Source organism: Elioraea sp. (assembly GCF_051860475.1).
Classification (GTDB): Bacteria; Pseudomonadota; Alphaproteobacteria; order Acetobacterales; family Acetobacteraceae; genus Elioraea.
The window spans coordinates 40963-61624 of sequence record NZ_JBHYDW010000009.1 but is presented as its reverse complement, the minus strand read 5'-3'; the positions used below and the strand labels follow the sequence as shown (position 1 = coordinate 61624).

General features: G+C 74.0%; 19 protein-coding genes. 7 read left to right on the top strand and 12 right to left on the bottom strand.

Annotated features, from left to right (window positions below; translation table 11 throughout):
- Both accD and ACTIFU_RS03390 read left to right on the top strand, forming a co-directional pair.
- Nucleotides 1-864 (top strand): acetyl-CoA carboxylase, carboxyltransferase subunit beta (accD, locus tag ACTIFU_RS03395; protein ID WP_439576881.1); only part of this gene is annotated, 864 nt, incomplete at its 5' end.
- A 7-nt stretch (nt 865-871) separates the two neighbouring features.
- Nucleotides 872-2146 carry a bifunctional folylpolyglutamate synthase/dihydrofolate synthase gene (locus ACTIFU_RS03390; protein WP_439576880.1) on the top strand — a complete coding sequence of 425 codons (1275 nt, stop codon included), beginning with the start codon at nt 872-874 and terminating at the stop codon, nt 2144-2146.
- 46 nt (nt 2147-2192) lie between these two features.
- On the opposite strand, the gene ACTIFU_RS03385 is transcribed toward ACTIFU_RS03390, so the two are convergent.
- On the bottom strand, nt 2193-2480 hold the full coding sequence (locus ACTIFU_RS03385; protein ID WP_439576879.1) for a hypothetical protein: 288 nt from the start codon (nt 2478-2480) through the stop codon (nt 2193-2195).
- Between the two features lie 449 nt (nt 2481-2929).
- Here ACTIFU_RS03385 and ACTIFU_RS03380 point away from each other — a divergent pair, with 449 nt between their 5' ends.
- A complete protein-coding gene (locus ACTIFU_RS03380) occupies nt 2930-3244 on the top strand; it encodes a hypothetical protein (protein WP_439576878.1) in 315 nt (104 codons plus the stop codon).
- Between the two features lie 142 nt (nt 3245-3386).
- Complete coding sequence (locus tag ACTIFU_RS03375) at nt 3387-4328, top strand: bifunctional helix-turn-helix transcriptional regulator/GNAT family N-acetyltransferase (protein ID WP_439576877.1); 942 nt, start codon at nt 3387-3389, stop codon at nt 4326-4328.
- On the opposite strand, the gene ACTIFU_RS03370 is transcribed toward ACTIFU_RS03375, so the two are convergent.
- The 8 genes from ACTIFU_RS03370 to tsaE form a co-directional block, all read right to left on the bottom strand.
- Nucleotides 4315-4839 carry a cupin domain-containing protein gene (locus ACTIFU_RS03370; protein WP_439576876.1) on the bottom strand — a complete coding sequence of 175 codons (525 nt, stop codon included), beginning with the start codon at nt 4837-4839 and terminating at the stop codon, nt 4315-4317. The two genes, ACTIFU_RS03375 and ACTIFU_RS03370, sit on opposite strands and share 14 nt — an antisense overlap.
- Nucleotides 4836-5942: a PQQ-dependent sugar dehydrogenase gene (locus tag ACTIFU_RS03365; protein WP_439576875.1), complete on the bottom strand. Its 1107-nt coding sequence runs from the start codon at nt 5940-5942 to the stop codon at nt 4836-4838. The genes ACTIFU_RS03370 and ACTIFU_RS03365 overlap by 4 nt, the downstream gene beginning before the upstream one ends.
- Nucleotides 5943-6024: 82 nt before the next feature.
- Entirely contained in the window at nt 6025-6351 is a 327-nt protein-coding gene (trxA, locus tag ACTIFU_RS03360; protein ID WP_439576874.1) for a thioredoxin TrxA, read from the bottom strand.
- 75 nt (nt 6352-6426) lie between these two features.
- Entirely contained in the window at nt 6427-9900 is a 3474-nt protein-coding gene (gene addA, locus ACTIFU_RS03355) for a double-strand break repair helicase AddA (RefSeq protein WP_439576873.1), read from the bottom strand.
- A complete protein-coding gene (gene addB / locus ACTIFU_RS03350; RefSeq protein WP_439576872.1) occupies nt 9897-12896 on the bottom strand; it encodes a double-strand break repair protein AddB in 3000 nt (999 codons plus the stop codon). The genes addA and addB overlap by 4 nt, the downstream gene beginning before the upstream one ends.
- Nucleotides 12886-13623 carry a nucleotidyltransferase family protein gene (locus ACTIFU_RS03345; protein ID WP_439576871.1) on the bottom strand — a complete coding sequence of 246 codons (738 nt, stop codon included), beginning with the start codon at nt 13621-13623 and terminating at the stop codon, nt 12886-12888. The genes addB and ACTIFU_RS03345 overlap by 11 nt, the downstream gene beginning before the upstream one ends.
- Nucleotides 13620-14603: an aminoglycoside phosphotransferase family protein gene (locus ACTIFU_RS03340; RefSeq protein WP_439576870.1), complete on the bottom strand. Its 984-nt coding sequence runs from the start codon at nt 14601-14603 to the stop codon at nt 13620-13622. The genes ACTIFU_RS03345 and ACTIFU_RS03340 overlap by 4 nt, the downstream gene beginning before the upstream one ends.
- Nucleotides 14600-15070, bottom strand: a complete 471-nt coding sequence (tsaE, locus tag ACTIFU_RS03335; protein ID WP_439576869.1) for a tRNA (adenosine(37)-N6)-threonylcarbamoyltransferase complex ATPase subunit type 1 TsaE — start codon at nt 15068-15070, stop codon at nt 14600-14602. Before tsaE ends, ACTIFU_RS03340 begins: the two co-directional genes overlap by 4 nt.
- Before the next feature lie 90 nt (nt 15071-15160).
- On the opposite strand from tsaE, the gene ACTIFU_RS03330 reads away from it, so the two are divergent.
- Entirely contained in the window at nt 15161-16183 is a 1023-nt protein-coding gene (locus ACTIFU_RS03330) for an NAD(P)/FAD-dependent oxidoreductase (RefSeq protein ID WP_439576868.1), read from the top strand.
- 124 nt (nt 16184-16307) lie between these two features.
- Nucleotides 16308-16718, top strand: coding sequence for a hypothetical protein (locus ACTIFU_RS03325; protein WP_439576867.1), 411 nt, complete (start codon nt 16308-16310; stop codon nt 16716-16718).
- Nucleotides 16719-16727: 9 nt separating this feature from the next.
- Here the strand turns inward: ACTIFU_RS03325 and ACTIFU_RS03320 are convergent, their stop codons facing one another.
- The 3 genes from ACTIFU_RS03320 to ACTIFU_RS03310 are packed head-to-tail and all read right to left on the bottom strand — an operon-like array spanning nt 16728 to nt 19956.
- Nucleotides 16728-17771, bottom strand: a complete 1044-nt coding sequence (locus tag ACTIFU_RS03320; protein ID WP_439576866.1) for a peptidoglycan-binding protein — start codon at nt 17769-17771, stop codon at nt 16728-16730.
- The gene (locus ACTIFU_RS03315; RefSeq protein WP_439576865.1) at nt 17762-18418 is read right to left on the bottom strand and encodes a hypothetical protein; all 657 of its coding nucleotides are present in this window, start codon (nt 18416-18418) and stop codon (nt 17762-17764) included. Before ACTIFU_RS03315 ends, ACTIFU_RS03320 begins: the two co-directional genes overlap by 10 nt.
- Nucleotides 18418-19956, bottom strand: a complete 1539-nt coding sequence (locus ACTIFU_RS03310; RefSeq protein WP_439576864.1) for a hypothetical protein — start codon at nt 19954-19956, stop codon at nt 18418-18420. The genes ACTIFU_RS03315 and ACTIFU_RS03310 overlap by 1 nt, the downstream gene beginning before the upstream one ends.
- A 166-nt stretch (nt 19957-20122) precedes the next feature.
- Between ACTIFU_RS03310 and ACTIFU_RS03305 the strand changes: the two genes are divergently transcribed.
- Nucleotides 20123-20662 (top strand): phosphonopyruvate decarboxylase, encoded by a 540-nt coding sequence (locus tag ACTIFU_RS03305; RefSeq protein ID WP_439576863.1) that lies wholly within the window; start codon nt 20123-20125, stop codon nt 20660-20662.

The following is a 20662-nucleotide window of genomic DNA, read 5'->3' as shown; positions in this document are numbered from 1 at the left end:
CTCGGCCAGAAGCCGGTGCCGGACAATCTCTGGCACACCTGCCCTTCCTGCCAGCAGATGATCTTCCACGACGACCTGAGGAAGTCGCTGCGCGTCTGCCCGCAATGCGGCCATCACATGCGCCTGCCCGCGAGCGAGCGCCTCGCCTCGGTGCTCGACGAGGGCTACGCGGTGATCGAGCTGCCGAAGGTGCTGGCCGATCCGCTGCATTTCCGCGACCAGAAGCGCTACACCGACCGGCTCAAGGCGGCGCGCAGCGAGACCGGGCTCGAGGACGCGGTGCTGGTCGCGCACGGCACGATCGGCGGACAGAAGTCGGTGGTCGCAACCTTCGCCTTCGACTTCATGGGCGGCTCGATGGGCGCGGCGGTGGGCGAGGCGATCCTCGCCGCCGCGCGCCTCGCCGTGCTCCAGGAAGCGGCCCTCGTGGTGTTCACCGCCTCGGGTGGCGCGCGCATGCAGGAGGGCGCGATCAGCCTGATGCAGATGCCGCGCACCGTCATCGCGGTGCGCATGGTGAAAGAGGCGGGGCTGCCCTACATCGTCGTGCTGACCGACCCGACCACCGGTGGCGTCACCGCCTCCTTCGCCATGCTGGGCGACATCCACCTCGCCGAACCCGGCGCGCTGATCGGCTTCGCGGGTGCCCGCGTGATCGAGCAGACCGTGCGCGAGAAGCTGCCCGACGGGTTCCAGCGCGCGGAGTACCTGCACGAGCACGGCATGGTCGATGCCGTGGTCAAGCGCGGCGAGATGAAGGCCACGCTCGCGCGCCTGATCGGCCTGCTCACTGATGCGCGACGCATCGAGGCCGAGCGTCCCTCGGCCGAGGTGATCGAGCTGCCCGCCATCCCCACGCCCTGACCCGACCATGAGCCCCGCCGAGTCGGTGATGCAGCGCCTCGCGCGGCTGCACCCGAAGCTGATCGACCTCAGCCTGGGCCGGATCGAGCGTCTGCTCGCCCGGCTCGGCCACCCGGAGCGGCGCCTGCCGCCGGTGATCCACGTCGCCGGCACGAACGGCAAGGGTTCGGTCTGCGCGTTCCTGCGCGCGATCGGCGAGGCGGCGGGGATGCCGGTGCATGTCTATACCTCGCCGCATCTGGTGACGTTCCATGAGCGGATCAGGCTGGCCGGGCGGCTGGTGGACGACGCCGCGCTGACTGAGGCGCTCGAGGCGTGCGAGCGCGCGAACGGCGAGGACCCGATCACCGTGTTCGAGATCGCGACCGCGGCCGCGTTCCTGCTGTTCGCCGGGACGCCGGCCGATCTGCTGGTGCTGGAGGTCGGGCTCGGCGGGCGGCTCGACGCCACCAACGTGGTCGAGCGTCCCGCCGCCTGCGCGATCACGTCGATCTCGATGGATCACATGGAGTTCCTCGGCGACACGATCGAGGCGATCGCGTTCGAGAAGGCCGGCATCCTGAAGTCCGGCGTGACTGCGGTCACCGGCGCGCAGGACGCGCGCGCGCTCGGGGTGATCGCCGCCCGCGCGGACGCGGTCGGCGCGCCGCTCGCCGCGCGCGGCCGCGACTGGACGATCGCCCGAGCGGGCCAGGGCCTGCGCTACGAGGACCGCGCCGGTACGCTGGACCTGCCCGCGCCGTCGCTCGCGGGCATCCACCAGCACGACAATGCCGGGATCGCGGTCGCGGCCGTGCGCGCGCTCGCCGATTCGCGGATCGGCGCCGCGGCGATCGCCACGGGCCTCACGACAGCGGAATGGCTGGCGCGGCTGCAACGCCTGACGCGCGGGAAGCTGGCGGCGATGCTGCCGCCGGGATGGTCGCTGACCCTGGATGGCGGGCACAACCCGGATGCCGGACGCGCGCTCGGGATCCATCTCGCGACCGTGACGGACCGGCCCTGGCACGTGATCGTGGGGATGAAGAAGGGCAAGGGAGCGGAAGGGTTTCTGGCGCCGATCCTGCCGCACGCGGCGAGCGTCTGGGCGGTCGCGGAACCGGAGCAGCACCTCGCGCGCTCGCCCGAGGAGATCGTCGCCGCCTCCGGGGGCGCGGCGCGGATCGGCCCGCGCATCGCCGACGCGCTCGCCGCGATTGTCGCGTCCACGGAGCGTCCCGGAAACGTTCTGATCTGCGGCAGCCTCTACCTTGCCGGCGTGGTGCTGCGCGAGAACGGCTGAGCCCGGCGTCGCGGGCGCGACGCCGGGGCAGGGGGCAGGGCCGACCTCAGCCGCGGATCCTGCTGGCCGAGATGCCGCGGCCGACCTTGGTCGCGAGCATGGCATCGAAGCTGCTGCCGCCCTCGGCGCTGTTCTGGTTCATCATCTGCCCGCCGCTGTAGAGCGGCATCGAGCGCGACAGGTCGAAGCCGCCGCCCGCCTCGCCGGAGGTGGGGCCGGTGAAGCCGCCGGTGAAGGTCGGGTGCACGGCGCCGTCATGCGGCTGCTCGCTGGCGAGCGCAGGCGAGGCGGCGATGGCGAGCGCGGCAAGGGCGGCGAAGAGCGTCTTGGTCATGGCCTGGTTCTTTCCTGGAACGGCCCGGCGGGACCGTCCCGACGGGCGCCCTTCAGCGGGCGATGCCAGGACTTCGCCGCAGCTCGGCGATCGGATGCGTCGGCGCGCCGATTGCCGCTATCCGTCCCGCGCATGTAACCGGTGGCCGCGGCCCGGCGAACTCCCGGTTCCGTTCCACTTCTTTGACGACCTGTGCCGGAGCGCACAGCGGGCGCCGATCGCATCGGACAGTCTGCTCCTCGGCAGCGCGAGGGAATGTCGGATCAGCCTCCCCGCACCGCTGCTCCGGACGCGGTCATCCTGCCGCCGGACCGTTCGCGTCGCGACAGGTTCCGTTACGACGCATCTCGGTCCGACCGATGCAGGCGGGCGAGCGCCCGGGGCAACCGCCGCGGCCTTGCAACGCGGCACCCCGCGGCAGCGCCGCGAGGCAGCGAAGGAGAACGCTCATGAGGTACGGTGCGATTGCCGCCGCCATCACCCTGCTGGTGTCCACGACTGCCGCTCTGGCCGAGGGTCCGAGCGAGCAGCCGCATGACGGGTCGATGACGGCGACCTATCATGGCGGGTTCACCGGCCCGATCTCCGGCGAGAGCGGTGGCGGGTTCGATCTCTCGGCCGCGAGCCCGCTCTGGGGTGGCGGCCATGTCGCCGCCACCGGCGAGGAGCCCGGCGCGTTCAACGCGGCCGAGGCCATGCGGATCGGCGTGACCCCCGACCGGGAGACCGCCGTGGCCGGGCGCATCGACGACACCGTCCGCTGACCATGACGCGCGGGGGGCGGGCGTGGGGCCGCCCCCCCCCACACCCCGGGGCCCGCCCCCTGCGTGCCGGCTTGCGCCGCGACCGTTCCCGAGTGATGCTTGCCTCAAGCAACAAAGTGATTGCCTTAATCGGGACGCACACATGGACGGATCGCTCGATACCCCGCTCGATCGCCAGATCGCCGCTTTCCGCCGCTTCACCCGCTTCTACACCGCCCGCCTCGGCGTGCTGCGCGAGGGCCTGCTCGACAGCCCCTATGCGCTGACCGAGGCGCGCGTGCTCTACGAGCTCGCCCAGGCGCCGGACCAAGGGGCGAGCTCGCTGGCGCGTCGGCTCGACCTCGATCCCGGCTATCTCAGCCGCATCCTCACCCGCTTGCAGTCCGACGGGCTGGTGGTGCGCGCGCCGGTCCCGCAGGACGGGCGCCGCGCCGCGCTGCGGCTCACCGCAGCAGGACGCGACGCCTTCGCCGGGCTCGACGCGGCCTCGCGCGGCCAGGTGCGCGGCCTGCTCGGCGCCCTGCCGGAGCCGGCGCGCCGTCGCCTGGTCGCGGCGATGCGCACGATCGAGACCCTGCTCGACCCGGACGCCCCCGCGCCCTGGCTGATCCGGCCGCTCGGCCCGGGCGACGGCGGCTGGGTGGTGGAGAGCCATGGCCGGCTCTACGCCCGGGAGTACGGCTGGAACGCCGAGTTCGAGGCGCTGGTCGCCGAGATCGTCGCGGCCTTCCTGCGCGCCCACGACCCCGCGCGCGAGGGCGGCTGGATCGCCGAGTGCCGCGGCGCACCGGTGGGCTCCGTGTTCGTGGTGCGCCAGGACGCGCGCACCGCCAAGCTCCGCCTGCTGCTGGTCGAGCCGGAGGCGCGCGGCCTGGGGATCGGCAAACGCCTGGTCGAGCACGCGATGGGCTTCGCGCGTGCGGCCGGCTACACGCGCATGACGCTCTGGACCAACGACGTGCTGGTGGCGGCGCGGCGGATCTACGAGGCGGCCGGCTTCGTCTGCACCGCGCGCGAACCGCACACGAGCTTCGGCCAGGACCTCGTCTCCGAGACCTGGGAGCGCGACCTCACGCCGGACTGACCCGCGCGCGCCAGAGCCGCACCAGCGGCCCGTCCTCGCCGAACAGCGGATCGGTCGCGGGCAGGGGCACGGCGCCGACCCGCGCAGCGGCATCTTCCGGCGGGGCCTCGTCGCGCTCCAGATCCGGCTCGGCGCCCGGCGGATAGAAGCCGACGCAGGCGAAATCCGCGCTGCCCCCGAGCGCGCAATGGCCGACCCCGGCGGGGATCAGCACCACATCGCCGGCGGCGAGCTCGACCTTCGCCCCGCCATCGCCGCCGAACTGCACGCGCGCCCGGCCCGCGATCACGCCGAGCGCCTCGTGCGCGTCGGCGTGGAAGTGGTGGAACGGATAGACCCCGCCCTGCCAGAACCCGTGCCAGCCGCGCGCGCCGGCGAGCGCGCGCATCGCGGCGGCCGACCGCTCGGCCTCGGCCAGCACGCCGCGATAGACCAGCAGCGGCAGGTCCGGGTTGTTCGGCACGCCCCCCGCGGGTGCGGCGAACAGATGCGTCTCGACCGTCGCCGTCATGCCGGGTCAAGCCGCCAGATCGCGCCGCGCGAATCGTCGGTCAGCAGATAGACCCGCCCGTCCGGCCCGACCCGGACGTCGCGGATGCGCTCGCCGAAGGTGGGGATGCGCTCCTCCGCCACCACCCGGTCACCCTCCAGCGTCAGCCGCACCAGCAGGCGCGAGCGCAGCGCGCCGACCAGGATGTTGCCGCGCCAGCCGGGGAACGCGTCGCCCTCGTAGAACGCCATGCCCGAGGGCGCGATCGAGGGCGTCCAGACATGCACGGGGTCCTCCATGCCGGGCAGCGCGGTGTGCGGCGTGATCTGCCCGCCGCCGTAGTTGACGCCGTGGGTGACGCGCGGCCAGCCGTAATTCGCGCCACGCTTGATCAGGTTCACCTCGTCGCCACCCTGCGGCCCGTGCTCGTGCAGCCAGACCTGCCCCGTGCCCGGCCGCACGGCGAGGCCCTGGATGTTGCGATGACCCCAGGACCAGATCTCGGGCCGCGCGTCAGTGCGCCCGACGAAGGGGTTGTCCGGCGGCACGCGGCCATCCGGGGTGAGGCGCAAGAGCGAGCCGTTGTGGTCGGCGAGGTCCTGCGAGCGGTCCATCCGGCCGCGATCGCCGAGCCCCATGTAGATCATGCCGTCCGGGCCGAAGGCGAGGCGGCAGCCGAAATGCTGCCCGGTGGTCGCGCGCGGCTCGGCGGCGAACAGCGTCTCCGCACCCTCGAACCGGCTCTCGGCGAAGCGCGCGCGCACCAGCGTCGAGGAGAATCCGCCCTCGCCGGCCTGCACCTGGCACAGATAGACGAGGCCGTTCTGCGCGAATTCGGGGTGCAGCGCGATGTCGAGCATGCCGCCCTGGCTGCGCGCCACCGTCTCGGGCAGGCCGCCCAGCGGCGCCGAGAGCCGGCCGTCCGCACCGACCAGCCGTACCCGGCCGGGGCGTTCAGTCACCAGCATCCACCCGTTCGGCAGGAACGCGAGTCCCCAGGGGTGCTCCAGCCCTTGCGCCACGGGGGCGATCCGGAACGCGGCACGCTCGGTGCGCACCACCTCCTGCGCGGCGAGCGGGCCGGCCAGCACGAGTCCGGCGGCGGCGAACAGCAGGGCTCTCATGAGAAACCTCCCCGACGGTTGGACCGTCGGGGAGGTGGCGGTGCGGGCGGAGCGGGAAAACCCCTGCTCGCGTCCCCGTGTGTCAGATGTTCTGTTCGACCCAGGCGGAGAGGTTGCTCTTGCTGTCGGCGCCCACCTTGGTCGCGATCGCCTGGCCGCCCTTGAACAGCATCAGGGTCGGGATGCCGCGCACGGCGAAGCGGTTCGGCGTCACCGGGTTCTCGTCGATGTTCACCTTGGCGATCGTGAGCTTGCCCTCGTAGGTCTTGGCGATGTCCTCGAGCGCGGGGGCGATCGCCTTGCAGGGGCCGCACCACTCGGCCCAGAAATCGACCAGCACGGGGCCCTGGGCCTTCAGGACGTCGGTCTCAAAGCTCTGATCGGAGACGGACTTGGTGTTCGCGCTCATGCGCTGGCTCCCGAGAGTTGCACGACTGGCCAGCATATCGTGACACGGCGCCGGCCGTCCAAGCGGGGGGATCGGTCAGCCCTCCCCTGCATCCGGCGCGTGGGCGTCGAGCGCGCGGTCGGGCAGGGGCATCAGCCGTCCGGCATAGGTCCAGACAAGGGCGCAACGCACGGGGTGGCCAGGGAACACCGCGCGCAGCACGGCCCGATACGCCGCCATCTGGCGCAGATAGAGCGGGGCCACGTCCTCGACCCGCTCGGGCGGCGGGCGGTTGGTCTTGTAGTCGGCGATCAGCACCGCCTCGTCCGTGACCGCCAGCCGGTCCACGGTGCCGTTGACCGCGCGCGCGCCGATCCGGCCGATGATCGGCGCCTCGGCCAGGCTGCCGGGGGTGAAGAGCGGCGCGAAGGCCGGGTCGTCGAGGATCGCCAGCGTCTCGGCCGCGATCGCCGCCGCCTCGCCGGGGGTGACTTCCTGGCCGGCGAGGAAGCGCTGCGCGGCGGCTCGCCGGTCAGCCGGGGGCCGATCGGGAAGGTGCTGCAACAGCGCGTGGACGATGATCCCGCGGCGGAAGCGCCGCCCGCCGCGATCGCCGGCCGCGACCGGCGGGGCGACCGGCGGCTCCTCGCCATCCTCGCGCGAGGGGCGGATGGGGCGCGGCGAGGGCGCCTCGGCAGGGGCTTGGGTCTCGGCCCAAAGGGGCGGGCGGATCAGGGCCGGCGGCTCGGCCTCGCGCCGGTCGGGGGCGGGCGGGCGCTCCTGCGGCGCTTCGAGCCGCCAACCCTCGCCCTCCCAGCCCTGGGCGCCCGCCCAGTCGCTGCCCCGGCTGTCGAACGGGAAGGGCGCCGCATCGGGGAGCGCACGGAACCCCGCCTCGACCAGCCTGTACCAGCTTCCGTTGCCCGGGCCGCGCACGCCGTACCAGCCGCAGACGATCAGCCGGTCCTCCGCGCGGGTCAGCGCGACATAGAGAAGGCGGCGGTACTCGGCATCCTGGTGCGTCTTCTCGGCCGCGAGCAGGTCGTCGAACACGGGATCGCGCAGCGCGGCGCGCGGCGCCCACAGCGGCACAAGATGCGCGTCGTCGATGGTGTCGGTCGCCCACAGTACCGTGTCCTGCATCGGCGGCGGGCGCACCGTGTCGGGCAGGATCACGATCGGCGCCTGCAACCCCTTGGCCGCGTGCACCGTCATCACGCGCACCGCATCGCCCGCCCCCTCCTGCTCGCGCTTCACCTCCAGCCCGCTGCGCTCGATCCAGTGGATGAAGCCCTGCATGCTCGGCGGCGCCAGCTGCTCGTAGTGCAGCGCCTGGGCGAGCAGTTCCTCGATCGGATCGGCAGCATCCGGGCCGAGCCGGCGCCTGAGCCGCCACCGTCCGCGCTTCTCGCCGAGCAGATGCGCGAGCACGTCGTAGGGGCGGTCGTAGTCGGCGCGTGCGGCGATCTCCTCGATCAGCGACGCGGCGTGCTCCCACTCGCGCCGCTCGGCGCGCCGATCGCGCAGCGCGGACCACAGCGTGGAGGGGCGCAGCCGCGCGACGTCGTCGCGGTCGCGCGCGAGCGCGAACAGGCTCTCCTCGTCGACGTCGCAGAACGGGCCGCGCAGCACCTCGGCGAGCGAGAGATCGTCCTCCGGCTGCACGGCGGTGCGGCAGAGGGCGAGGATGTCCTGCACCGGCAGGCTGTCGGCGAGGGTGAGGCGATCGAGGCCCGCGACCGCCACCTGCTCGCGCTTCAGCTCGCGCACCAGCTTGGCGACGAAGGCGTCGCGCCGCCGCACCAGGATCATCACGTCGCCGGCGCGGATGCGGCGTGCGCGCGCCGGCAGCTCCTCGCGGCCGATCCAGGACTTGATGCGCCGCGCGATCGCCACCGCCAGGCGCTGCGCGGGGTCGGGCAGGTCCACGGCCTCGGTCACCGGGTCCCAGGCTTCCGGCTCCGGCACCTCGCTGCCCGACACGAGCGGCCAGAGCTCGACCGATCCCGCATGGCCCTCGCGCGCGGCGCGGTGCGCGATCGTCCTGCCGGCGAGGGACACGCCGCGCCCGGCGTCGCCCGCGAACACGGCGTCGGTGAGCGCCAGCACCGGGGCGACCGAGCGGAAGGAGAGCGTCAGGCTCTCGGGCTGCCAGCGTGCGCGCGCGTCGTGCGCGCGGCGCTCGAACACCGACTTCCAGTCCACGAAGGCCCGCGGATCGGCACCCTGGAAGCCGTAGATCGACTGCTTGTCGTCGCCGACCGCGAACATGGTGCGCGGCCCCGGTCGCGCGCCGAGCCCGGTGAAGAACTCCTCGGTCAGCGCGCCGACGACCGCCCACTGGTCCGGGTTGGTGTCCTGCGCCTCGTCGAGCAGCACGTGATCGAGCCCCGCATCGAGCTTGTAGTGCACCCACTCCACCGCGCCCTGGGTTTCGAGCAGGCGGCGGGCGCGGGCGATCAGGTCGTCGTAGTCGAGCGCCGCACGCGCGTCCTTTGCCGCGCGGTAGCGCTCGATCACCGGCAGGCCGACGCGCGCCAGCGCAGCCGAGGCCTCGGCGAGCCGCACCGCGCGCAGCCGGCGGTCGACCTCCAGCACGCGCTCGGCCTCGGCCGAGGCGATCGCGAAGGCGTCGGCGCAGAGCGACTGCACCGTCCTGGGTGCGACGGTCTTCTCGGCGCGCGGCGCGCCGGTGGTGGTCAGGAACAGCAGCCGGTACGCGTCCCATCGCGCCGCGCGCGCGGCCGCATCGGCGGCGAGCCAGGCACGCACGCCGTGCCCGCTCTCCTCCTGCGCGCCGTTCGCGCCGATCCACGCCGCGGCGAGCCGCGCGAGCGCGTCCGTGACTGCCGCCGGCGGGTCGCACGCCGCGGCGAGCACCGACGCCTCCGTGTCGTCGATGTCGAGCCCGAGCACGCGCCGCTGCGCCGCGGCCACGCCGTCGGGGCTGTTGCCGATCGCGGCGAGCCCGGGCCGTCCGCGCGCGGGCAGCACGGCACGGATCGCCTCGCCGAGCCGGCCCGGATCGGTGAGCGCCGCGAGCCGCGCCACCGCCTGCTCGCCTGCCTGCGTCAGCGGCGCCTCGGCGAGTGCGGACTCGCGCGCCTGTTCGAGCAGCCCGCGCGCCTCCGCCTCCTCGACCAGCGCGAATTGCGGCGGGATGCGCGCCTCGAGCGGAAAGCGGCGCAGCAGCCCCTGACAGAAGGCATGGATGGTCGCGATCTTCATCCCGCCCGGCAGGTCAAGCACGCGCGCGAACAGGGCCCGCGCACGGTCGCGCGTGTCCTTGTCGGGCCGCGCCCCCGCGAGCGCCTCGATCTCGGCATCCAGCGCCGCGTCCGGCAGCGTCGCCCAGTCGCCGAGCCGCGCCTGCAAGCGCGTCGCCATTTCGGCCGCCGCCGCGCGGGTGAAGGTGAGGCAGAGGATGTGCGCCGGATCGTTCCCGGCCAGCATCAGCCTGAGCACGCGATCGACCAGCAGCCGGGTCTTGCCCGACCCGGCCGAGGCCGAGACCCAGGACGAGGCGCGCGGATCGGCCGCCTTCCGCTGCTCGGGGGTCGGCGCGCTCACTCGGCGCTCTGCCCCGCCGACCACTCGTCGACGCGCGCGAGCACCGCGTAGGGCGAGCGGAACATCTCCAGCCGCGGGTGCGGACGCGCCATGTAGGGCGTCGCCGGATCGTCGAAGGCGTGCAGCCGGCGCAGCAACCCGGTCCAGGCGGCCTCCGTTGCGGCGGCCTCCTCGCCGGCACAGCGCGGATGCTCGGCACCCGCGACATAGCCGCCGGAGAGATGCCAGTAGGCGAGTTCGCCCGGCGGCAGCGCCGGGATGCCGTCGAACGCGCTGCGCGCGGCGAGTGCTGCCTCCAGCGTGAGCTGCGGCTGGGTGCCTGACGTCACCTGCGCATCCTTCGGCACCGTGCCGGTCTTGTAGTCGAGCACCGAGAGACGCCCGTCGCGCTGCTCGATCCGGTCCGCCTTCGCAACCAGCAGCAGCGGCCCGCCCGGCAGGCCGCCGATCGCGTGCTCGGTCTTCACCTCGGCGAACAGGCCCCGCAGCGGCGCGTTCGCGCGCCGGACCTCTTCCGTTTCGGCGACGAAGGCGGCGATGCGCGCAAGCCGCGGCCGCCACAGCGCCGCCTGCGCCGGTCGCGCGCCGCGCCGGTCGAGCCGGCGCAGGAACGCGTCGATCAGCATCCGCTCGGCGTCCGCACGCGCCGGCCAGGCAAGCCTCGTGGCGCGCAGCACATCGGCGATGCCGCCATGCACGATATCGCCGAAATCGCCCGCATCCGCCTCGTCGTCGATCGGCTCCAGCGGCTCGATGCCGAGCACACGGCGCGCATAGAGCGCGTAGGGGTCGGCGATCCAGGTCGCGATCTCGGTGACGGACAGACGTCGCGGCCGCGCAACGAGCGGCGGGCGCGGCGCCGGACGCGGTGCCGGCATCGGCGCGCCCGGATCGTCGAGCACGCGCGCGATCGCGGCGTAGTCCTCCGGCGGGCGGAGCAGTCGCTCCGCCTCGTCGCCGAACTGTCCGTGCAGGAAGGCGGCGAGCCGTGACAGCCAGCGCGACGGCACGGTGGGTGCCCCTTCGGCGCGGCGGCTGCGCGTCAGCAGCACCTCGGCGCCGGCACAGAGCAGCTGCGCGACGTCGTGCGCCGCCTGGCCGATGCGCCGTTCGGGCGAGGGCAGGCCCATCTCCTCGCGCATCGGCCGCGACAGCCATGGGCCCGGCTCGGCGGCCGCGGGCCATGTGGCCTCGTTCAGGCCGGCGAGCACGATCAGGTCGGCGCGTTGCAGCCGCGCCTCCAGCGCGCCGAGGATCGCCACGCGCGGATGCTCCGCCTCGACGCGGCGCAGCCGCACCACCGGGCCTTCCAGCATCGGCTCGAGCAAGGCGGGGAACTGGCGCGGCGTGACGGGCGGCAGGCTCTCGACCGCGAAGGCGAGCTCGGCGAGATGGCGCGCCAGCGCCTCGCCGTCCTCGCGCGCCCAAAGGCGGAACGGGCCGGGGACCTCGGGCGTGTCGGCGAGCCGTTCCGCCGCGCGGAGATGCGCCTCCAGAAGATCGCCGAGTGGAACGGATCGCTGCTCGACGAGCGCGAGCACAGGGGCGAGGATCGGCCGGATGCGATCGAGGCAGCGTGTCGCGGCGTTGAAATCCGCCCCGCGCGGTGGAAAGCCGCGCGCGCTCTCGATCGCAGCGGCAAGCCCGTCGAGCCCGGGCGCCGGTCGAGGCCCGCGCAGCGCGGTGCGCTCCAGCGCGCGCGCCTCCAGCCGGAACCGCGACGGCACCTCGCCGGCGGCGGCGAGCGGATGCTTGAGCAGCGCAAGCAGCGTCACCGGCGCGAGGTGCTCCGCGACCGCGGCGGCGAGCAGGCGGATGAAGGTGCCGGCGGGCGTGTTGGTCAGCGGTTCGCCGCCGGAGTCGTCGGCACGCACGCCGAACCGGCCGAGCTCGGTGGCGATGCGGCGGGCGAGGAAGCGGTCGGGCGTGACCACGGCCACCGTGTGTCCCGGCGTCTCCAGCGCGCGCCGCACCGCCAGCGCCGCGACCATCGCCTCCTCGTGCGGATCGGCCGCATCGACACGCGCGAGACCGACGAGGGCCGCGCGCCAGCGATCCGGGTCGCGTCGCCGCCATGCCTCCAGCCCCTCGGGCGGCGCCATGATCGCGGCGGCAAGCTCGCTGCGGTCGGGGATCGGTGCGGCTTCGGCACGGGCGGGCCAGGCACGCACCGCCTCGCGCGGGATCGCGAGTCCGCGCAGCAGGCGCGCGAGCCCGGCCTGCGGGTGGGTATCGGGCAGCCTGTCCCACAGCGCATCGGGCAGGCGCTGGTCGAGCCCGGGCAGCACCACGGCACCCTTCGGCAGCGCCGCGATCACGCCGAGCAGTTCGGCGACCGCGGGGATCGAGCCGGTCGAGCCGGCGGCGATCACCGGCGCGTCGGGCGGGTGTGTGCGCCACGCGTCCGCCTGCGCGCGCAGCAGCCGCACGCGCCGTTCGGCCGGATCGCTCTCGCCGCGCTCGCGAAGTTCGTCGGGCCAGGCGCCGGTGACGATGTCGAGGAACGTCAGCGTGCGCTGCCAATGCTCGGCGAAACGATCGGGCACCAGCGTGCGCAGCTTCGCCGGATCGACATCCTCGGTCGCCATCTCGTCGAACAGCGCGCCCAGCTCCTCGGCGAGCCGCCAGGCGCGGTCGAGCGGCAGGTCGGGCTCGAAGGCCGCGACGAGGCGGGCGAGCGCGGCGCGGCGCGCGAGCGGCGACACGGCGGGCGAGGCATCGAGCGCGCCCGACAGCGCCAGCGCCTCGTCGGGCAGATCGCCGATCGGGTGGATGCGCGGCAGCAGTGCGGGCCGCCCGCCGGTGAGGCGCAGCATGGCGTCGGCGAGACCGCGACCGGCGCGCCGGGTCGGCAGGAGAACCGTGATGCGCGCGAGCGCCAGCGGATCGTCGCCCGCGAGCGCGAGAATCCCGCCAGCGAGATCGTCGAGGAACGGCCGGTCGGGCGCGATCGTGAAGACGCGCGGGTTCGGATGCGCGAACGCGTCAGCGGGCATAGGCGAAGACGGATGTGCGCCCGCGCAGCGTCTCCTCGGCCTCGGTCAGGTCCTCGGGCGTGGAGAGGTGCAGCCAGATGCCGTCATGCACCACCGCGCGCAGCCGGTCAGCCGCGATCGCGCGGTTCCACAGGAGGTTGGTGCTGAACGGACCTTCGGGTACCGCGGCGAACAGCGCGGGTGCAACGAGCTGCACACCGGCATAGAGATAGGGAACGATCTCCTTCTCCTTCGGCCGTCGCACGCGTCCCCAGGGATCGACCGCGAAGTCGCCGCGCCCGGCGTAGTAGGGCAGATGCGAGGCGCGATGCACCAGGAGCACCGCGTCGGTGGTGTCGGGATCGAACGCATCGGCGAGGCGGGCGAGCGCGGGCCGCGCGCCGTCGAGCCAGAACGCGTCGCCGTTGACGACATAGAACGGTGCCTCGCCGAGATGAGGCAGCGCGCGCACGACGCCGCCGCCCGTGTCGAGCAGCGTCTCCTCGTGGCTTTCGATCACCGCCGGCCGGCCGCGCGCAGCGAGTGCTTCGTGCACGGCGTCCGCGTGCCAGTGGGTGTTGACGACGACGCGCTCCACCCCGGCATCCGCCAGGTGATCGAGCGCGCGGTCGAGCAGCGAGCGACCGGCGACATGCAGCAGCGGCTTGGCGGTGGTGTCGGTGAGCGGGCGCATCCGCGTCGCGAGCCCTGCGGCGAGCACCATGCCGCGCTTCGGCGAGAGGCTCATGCGGCATGCTCCTCGGGGGCGCGGCGGAGCCCGCGCGGGATGGTGTCGTCGAACCAGGCGGCGATAGGCGCGCAGGCGGGATGGGCGAGCGCGCGGTCAAGCATCCGCCAGGTACGCGGCGCGTGGGCGAGGTAGTGCCGCTTGCCGTCGCGGCGCGCGAGCCGGGTCCAGAGCGCAGCGACGCGGGCGTGCCGCAGCGCGCCGTGCGCGGCGAAGGCAGCGAGGAAGCGCGCGCGGTCGGCCACGCGCGCGGCGTCGAGATAGCGCGCGAGGGCGGCGCGCCGCACGGCGGGATCGATGTCGCGCCGCGCATCCTCGAGCAGGCTCATCACGTCATAGGCGGGATGGCCGGCGCCGGCGTCCTGGAAGTCCAGGAGGCCGCAGGCGGCGGCGCCCGCGCGGTCGAGCCGCAGCAGGTTGTCGACATGGAAGTCGCGGTGCACGAGCACGGGCGGATCATCGGCGAAGGGCGCGAGTGTGGCGCGCGCGGCCTCGGCGAAGCCCGCCCGCACGCGCTGGTCCGGCGGCGCACCGAACGCGGCTGGCCACCACCAGTCGAGCAGCGTCGCGGCGGCGGCGCTCGCCATCGTGTCCACATCCCATGCGGGAAGGCCCTCGGGCGCTGCGTGACGGTGCAGGGCCGCGAGCGTCTCGGCCGCCAGCACATAGAGCGTGGTCTCGTTCTCGCCGCGCGCGAGCAGCGCGGTGAAGGTGTCCTCGCCCAGGTCCTCGATCAGCGCCAGTCCGGCCGTCTCGTCGACGACATAGACCTCCGGCGCCGACAGACCGAGCCCGCGCAGATGCGCGGCGATATGCAGGAAGGGGGCGATCGGCTCTCGGCCGGGTGGGCAGAGCATCAGCAGTGCCGACACCGGCCCCCCGACCAGCCGCTCGTAGCGGCGGAACGAGGCATCGGCCGGCAGCGTCACGCGCTCGGCCGCGCCGAAGCCGTGCGCGGCGAGGAAGTCCTCGGGCGTCATGCGCCAAGCTCCGCGAGCCGGTCGGGCCAGCCCGACAGCGTCGCGACGCGCGCGTCGGGATCGTACGGCACCGGCGCAAGCGCGACCGTCAGCGCATCTGACGGCGCGAGGCCGCCGAGCCGCTCCGGCCACTCGACCAGGGCGATCCCCGCGCGCGCCTCGTCCCAGCCGAGCTCGGCGAGCTCGTCCGCGCCGGCGACGCGCCAGAGATCGTAGTGCCAGACCTCGACGCCGGTCGGCAGCGCATAGGTCTGCACGAGGGTGAAGGAGGGGCTCGGCACCACCAGATCCGGATCGACCGTGGCGGCGCGCAGGAAGGCGCGCGCGAACGCCGTCTTGCCGGCGCCGTAGGGGCCGGCGAGCAGGATCGCATCGCCCGGACGCGCGAGCCGCGCGACCGCCTGCGCGAGGCGCGCGGTCGCAGCCTCGTCGGGCAGGGCGAGCGTGATCGACTCGGTGATGGTCATGGCATCGCCGGCGAAGTCTGCCAGCCCGGCCGCGCTTGCGCGACGGGGGGCGGGGCGTATCTATGGCAGGCCGTGACGCAGGAGACGAGAATGGCCGCGCCGACCGAGACCGATGTGTGCATCGTGGGGGCGGGGCCGGTCGGCCTGTTCCAGGTGTTCGAGTGCGGCATGCTCAGGATGCGCTGCGTGGTGGTGGATGCGCTGGATGCGATCGGCGGGCAATGCATCGCGCTCTACCCCGAGAAGCCGATCTACGACATCCCCGCCCATCCTTCCATCAGCGCCTCCGGCCTGATCGAGGCGCTGATCGCGCAGGCGGCCCCGTTCCGGCCTGACTACCGGCTCGGGCGGCAGGTGGTGCGCCTCGCGCGCGAGCCTGACGGGCGGCTCAGGGTCGGCACCTCGGCGGGCGACGCGATCCTGGCCAGGGCGGTGGTGATCGCCGCCGGCGCCGGCGCGTTCGGGCCCAATCGCCCGCCGCTCGATGGGATCGAGGCGTTCGAGGGACGCTCGGTGTTCTACGCCGTGCAGCGGCGCGAGGAATTCCGTGGCAAGCGCGTGGTGATCGCGGGCGGCGGCGATTCCGCGGTCGACTGGGCGGTCAGTCTCGCCGAGGTCGCGGCGGCGGTGCAGGTGGTGCACCGGCGCGCGAAGTTCCGCGCCGCGCCGGAGAGTGTCGTGCGCCTGGAGGCGCTGGCGGCGGACGGCAAGGTGGCGATGGTGGTGCCGTACCAGCTGCACGGGCTGCGCGGCACGCGCGGCGTGCTGGAGGCGGTGGAGGTCGCGACGCTGAAGGGGGAGGTGCGCTCGCTGCCCGCGGATGCGCTGCTCTGCTTCTTCGGCCTCGCGATGGAGCTGGGGCCGATCGCCGAGTGGGGCCTGGCACTCGATCGCACGCATGTCCGCATCGATCCCGCGACCTGCGCCACCAACGTGCCGGGCGTGTTCGCGATCGGCGACATCGCGACCTACCCGGGCAAGCTGAAGCTGATCCTCCAGGGGTTCAGCGAGGCGGCGATGGCCGCGCACGCGATCCACCCGCTCGTCTTCCCCGACCAGGCGCTGCACTTCGAGTACAGCACCACCAAGGGCGTGCAGGGGATCGCCGCCTGATACCCGGCTGCCAAAGGTTTGACCTTTGGCAGCCGGGTATCGCGCGTGGGGCTGGCGGGGCGGCCACGCGCGAGACAACCCCTTCATGCCGGCCCGCCGAGGGTGAAACCTTCGGCAGGCCGGCATGAGGCTGCATCCGATCGTGCCGGTCGCGCGTAGTCCTGCCACGACGGATGGAGGATGCGCGATGCAACGGATGCTGCTGGCTCTCCTGGTGCTCCCGTGGGGCGCGACAGCGAGCGAGGACTATGGCGCGTGGCCGGAGGTGCAGCCGCGCTTCCCGAGCACGGGCGGCGGCGGGGTGATGATCGAGGGCTACCGGCCGGTGGTGACGGGAGATCGCTGCACCACCGCGTTCCAGGCCGTCGAGCCGGACGGCACGGTGCATCGCAACGAGGTGGTGTTCGATGCCGTGCCGGTGCAGGGCGGCGTTCTCTGCACCAATGGGCGCTGGCGCTCGCTGGAGAGCGACGCCTCCGGCACCACGCCGTTCCGGGTGTTCATCCGCGACGGGGTCGTGCGCGGCGAGCCCTGAACGGCTGCATCAGGCCGCCACGCGTTCGAGCAGCAGGGCGAAGGCCGGCGCGGCCCCGAGCGCGACGCGATCGGTGCGGATCACGCGCATCGCATCGTTGAGGAAGGCCACGAACCGATCCGCATGCGCGCCGGTGCCGATCGGATACTGGCGCATCTTCCAGCGGTTGGCCGTTCCGCCCTGGTAGTAGACATCGCCCGCGTTGTAGGCGCAGGCGACCACGGGCGGATCGAGCCGCGTGCGCGGCGCCTGGCGGCGGATATAGCCGACGCCGGCGCGGATCGCGTTCTCGGGCACGCGCAACCAAGCATCGCCGATCGTCGGGTCCTTCATCACCTCGCGCGCGGTGCTGATCAGCGTCTGGGTGAGCCCGACCGAGACGCGGTGGGGTGTCGCCTCGTCGGAGACATATCCCGGTTCCTCGCGGCGCGCGCCGATCGCGTCATCGACCGAGCGCCGGCCGCCGGCGGACTCGGTGGCGATGGTCGCGAGCACGAGTTCCACCGGCACGCCCTCCTCGGCGGCGACCTGCAGGATCGCCGGGCCCACCACGCGGTGCGCGAGCAGCGCGCGGATGGTGCGCGGCTCGCCCGGCGTGCCGGCGGGGGGCGCGCCGTCGATCGCGACGCCCTCGCGGGTGAGCGCCCAGGCGACGCTGTCGGTGAACACGCGATGCGGCCGCGTGATCTGCGGCAGCGCGTCGCGCAGCACCGCGGCGGTGGAGGCGGTGTGCGCGGTCAGTGCCACAACGTGCTTCACCTCGCCGTCGTCCGTCTCCGCGGGCGCGAACAGCGCGCCCCAGGTCATCGGCCCGACCACGCCGTCCACCTCCAGTCCGTAGCGGTCGCGGTAGCGGCGCTGGAACGCGATCACCGCGCGCTCGGTGGCCGGGCCGAACAGCCCGTCGGCGGCGCCGACGAGGCGCGCCACCTCTGGGTCGCGCTCGATCAGCCGCGCCTGTACGGAGCGCACGTCGGTGCCGCGCATGTAGGGCAGGGTGAGGCGCAGCGCGCGCTCGTAGCGTGGCACGCCGACGAAACGGTTCAGGGGCATGCGAATCTCCGTCGCTCGGTGCCGACCGCGCGCGCGAGCGCAGCGAGAGCGGGGGCGAGGCCGGCATCCGGCGCCGGCGCGCGCGTGAGCAGGTGCTGCGCCTCGCCGAGCGGCGGGCACCGCGCGAGCGCCGTCTCGGGGCCGAGCGCGGCGCGCGCATGGGCCGCCGAGGCGCCGTAGTAGAAGCCGAGCGCAGATGCCGGCGCGGCGGTGCGCGCGCGTGCCGCCTCCTCCGCCAGCGCCGCGTTCAGCGGAATCGCTTCGGCGGCGCTGCGCGCCTGGTCGCGCCGCTCGCGCAGCGCCAGCAGATGGCCGGCCGCGAGCCGCGAACGATCGGCGGCCGGCAGCGGCTGCGGCCCGGCGACGACGGCAACGCGATAGTTCGCGATCGCGCAGTCGAACTGCGCGGGCGCTTCCGCAGCGCGGCCCGAGCCCGGTGCGAGGGCCGCCGTGCCGAGGCGCAGGCAGGCATTCGCCTTGATCTCGCGCGCCTGCAGACAGGCGGGATCGTTCGGCCCGGTGCAGTCCACCTGCGTGGCCGCGATCGCGGCGAGGTCGCCGGCGGCGTTGAGATCCTTCAGCCGGTCGAGCTCACGCGCGGTGCCGCAGGCGGCGAGCAGCAGGGCCAGGGCGAGGGCAGGGCGCATCAGGTGGTTTCCTTGGCGGCACGGGCGAGCGAATCGGCGATGTCCACGCCCGGCTCGTGCGCGAGCCTCGCGCCGGCCATGGCGAGCTGGTCGAGCGCTGCCGCCCCGCCCGGGTCCTCGCGCGCGGCATCGACGGCGGCGCGGAGCGCCGCCTGCGGCACGGCGACCGGCCCGGTCGGCAGGGGCACGGTCACCGGCGCGCTGTCGGTCTGGTCGAGGATCCGCTCGAGCACCGCGCGGCGGAACTGCTGGATGCCCTCCTCGAGCTCGGTCGTGGTGGCGAAGGCGCCCCCCTCGCCGACGGGCGCGGGGCGCAGCGCGCCGTCGCCAGCCGGGATCAGCGTCGCCGCCTCGGGGCGGAGCGTGGTCGCGAGCAGGGCGCGCGCGGCGGCGAGATCGCGGGGGCTCAGGATCGTCTCGCCGTAGACGCGGCGGAAGATCGGCGCGACCTCCAGCGCGGCGAGCGCCATCGCCGCATCCGACAACCCTTCCGGATAGAGATCGAGCCCGTAGGGCCGGTCGAGTACGCGCGCGACCCAGCGTCGGTAGTGCTCGGTGCCGATCCGGAACGCGCCGGCCGCGCCCATGAGCACCGCGCCGGCCAGCCCGAGCGGACCCCCGATCGTTGCGACCAGTCCGGTGGCTCCCCGAAGCGCGCCGGAGAGCCCACCCGTGGCGGTGGAGACGAGCTTGGCGAGCGGATCGTCGCCGGTGATCTCGGCGACCAGCGACGAGGCGCGGCTCGCCGCCTCGGCGACCGCGCCGGTGTCGACCGCGCCCGCGGCGGTGCTCCTGACCACCGTGAGCGCCGTGTCGGCGAGCGTGGTGACGCGTGCGGCCGTGCGCGCGAGCGGCAGGTCGGGTGCCACCGAGGCGACCACCTCGGCGATGGTGCGCGCGTTCGAGGCGATCCGCTCGGCGCTGGCGAGGGTCGCGCGGGCCTTCGAGTCCGACTCGATCGTGTGTGCGGCCTCGGCGCGGATCTCGCCCTCGCGCGCGAGCGCAGCGTCCGCCCGCTGGTGGGCAGAGGCCGCCTCGGCCGTCTTCTCGGCCGCGGTGCGGGTCGCCTCGCGCGCGGCCTCGCGGTCGCCGGAGGTCGAGCGGGTGCCGAAATAGAAGCCGAGCACGGTGCCGAGCAGCCCGGCGAGCTCGCCGGTGGTGCCGAGGCCGAGCTGGCGCTGGAACACGATCGCAGCGACGCCGAGGATGATGATGAACAGGCCGATACAGGCGCGCACCGTCCCCTCCGGCACGCCGAGCGGCATCCCGTGCACCAGCGCGAAGGCCCTGAGCCGCGCCTCCTGCACGTCGGCGGCGCTGGCACCCGGCAGGGGCTCGCCGCACCACTCCGCCGAGCGGCGGATCGAGCGGTGCAGCAGGATGATCAGTGTCGCGAGCAGGGTGAGGATCAGGCCGATCCCGCCGCCGACCAACCAGGCCGCCTCGGGCGCGGCGGCCGCGGCCGAGCCGCCGACGATGACCTGCTGGGCGAGGACGGGGGATGGGAGGAGGAGCAGGACGAGCAGGCGGGCGGGCATGACGGCTCCGTTCCGGGCGGGGAGGGGGCGGTCGCGCCGGACTTCAGTCCTTATAGGATAAAAAGCCTAGTTCGTCCACGATCAACACCATCCGCGACGAACACCGCCCGGGTTGGCATTCGCGGCGTCCGGGGTAATGCTGCGGGCCTCGCAGGGAGGAACCGCCTTGGATCACGCAGTCCCGGCCGATACCGCCTCGGCCGCCTGGAAGGACGAGGTGTTTGCCGCGCTCGAAGCCGCCGGCGTCACCCAGGTGCACTACGTCCCGGATGCCGGGCACGCGACCTTGATCACGCGCGCGCACGCGCATCCGCGGATGCGCGCGGTGCCGCTCACCACCGAGGAGGAGGGTGTCGCTGCGTGTGTCGGCGCCTGGCTCGGTGGGGCGCGCGCGGTGCTGCTGATGCAGTCCTCCGGGGTCGGCAACTGCATCAACATGCTGAGCCTGATCCGCAACTGCGGCGCGCCGTTCCTGACGCTGGTGACCATGCGCGGCGAGTGGGCCGAGTTCAATCCGTGGCAGGTGCCGATGAGCCGCGCGACCGCGACCGTGCTGGAAGCGATGGGGGTGGCGGTGCAGCGGGTGGAGCGGGGCGAGGACGCGGCCGAGACGGTGGAGGCGGCGGCCGCGCTGGCCTATGGCGCGTCACAGGCGGTGGCGGTGCTGCTGTCGCAGCGGCTGATCGGGCGGAAGGTGTGGAAGTGA

Coding starts and splice junctions, on each gene's coding strand:
- ACTIFU_RS03390 (WP_439576880.1), top strand. CDS start 872: ATGAGCCCCGCCGAGTCGGTGATGCAGCGCCTCGCGCGGCTGCACCCG.
- ACTIFU_RS03385 (WP_439576879.1), bottom strand. CDS start 2,480: ATGACCAAGACGCTCTTCGCCGCCCTTGCCGCGCTCGCCATCGCCGCC.
- ACTIFU_RS03380 (WP_439576878.1), top strand. CDS start 2,930: ATGAGGTACGGTGCGATTGCCGCCGCCATCACCCTGCTGGTGTCCACG.
- ACTIFU_RS03375 (WP_439576877.1), top strand. CDS start 3,387: ATGGACGGATCGCTCGATACCCCGCTCGATCGCCAGATCGCCGCTTTC.
- ACTIFU_RS03370 (WP_439576876.1), bottom strand. CDS start 4,839: ATGACGGCGACGGTCGAGACGCATCTGTTCGCCGCACCCGCGGGGGGC.
- ACTIFU_RS03365 (WP_439576875.1), bottom strand. CDS start 5,942: ATGAGAGCCCTGCTGTTCGCCGCCGCCGGACTCGTGCTGGCCGGCCCG.
- trxA (WP_439576874.1), bottom strand. CDS start 6,351: ATGAGCGCGAACACCAAGTCCGTCTCCGATCAGAGCTTTGAGACCGAC.
- addB (WP_439576872.1), bottom strand. CDS start 12,896: ATGCCCGCTGACGCGTTCGCGCATCCGAACCCGCGCGTCTTCACGATC.
- ACTIFU_RS03345 (WP_439576871.1), bottom strand. CDS start 13,623: ATGAGCCTCTCGCCGAAGCGCGGCATGGTGCTCGCCGCAGGGCTCGCG.
- ACTIFU_RS03340 (WP_439576870.1), bottom strand. CDS start 14,603: ATGACGCCCGAGGACTTCCTCGCCGCGCACGGCTTCGGCGCGGCCGAG.
- tsaE (WP_439576869.1), bottom strand. CDS start 15,070: ATGACCATCACCGAGTCGATCACGCTCGCCCTGCCCGACGAGGCTGCG.
- ACTIFU_RS03330 (WP_439576868.1), top strand. CDS start 15,161: ATGGCCGCGCCGACCGAGACCGATGTGTGCATCGTGGGGGCGGGGCCG.
- ACTIFU_RS03325 (WP_439576867.1), top strand. CDS start 16,308: ATGAGGCTGCATCCGATCGTGCCGGTCGCGCGTAGTCCTGCCACGACG.
- ACTIFU_RS03320 (WP_439576866.1), bottom strand. CDS start 17,771: ATGCCCCTGAACCGTTTCGTCGGCGTGCCACGCTACGAGCGCGCGCTG.
- ACTIFU_RS03315 (WP_439576865.1), bottom strand. CDS start 18,418: ATGCGCCCTGCCCTCGCCCTGGCCCTGCTGCTCGCCGCCTGCGGCACC.
- ACTIFU_RS03310 (WP_439576864.1), bottom strand. CDS start 19,956: ATGCCCGCCCGCCTGCTCGTCCTGCTCCTCCTCCCATCCCCCGTCCTC.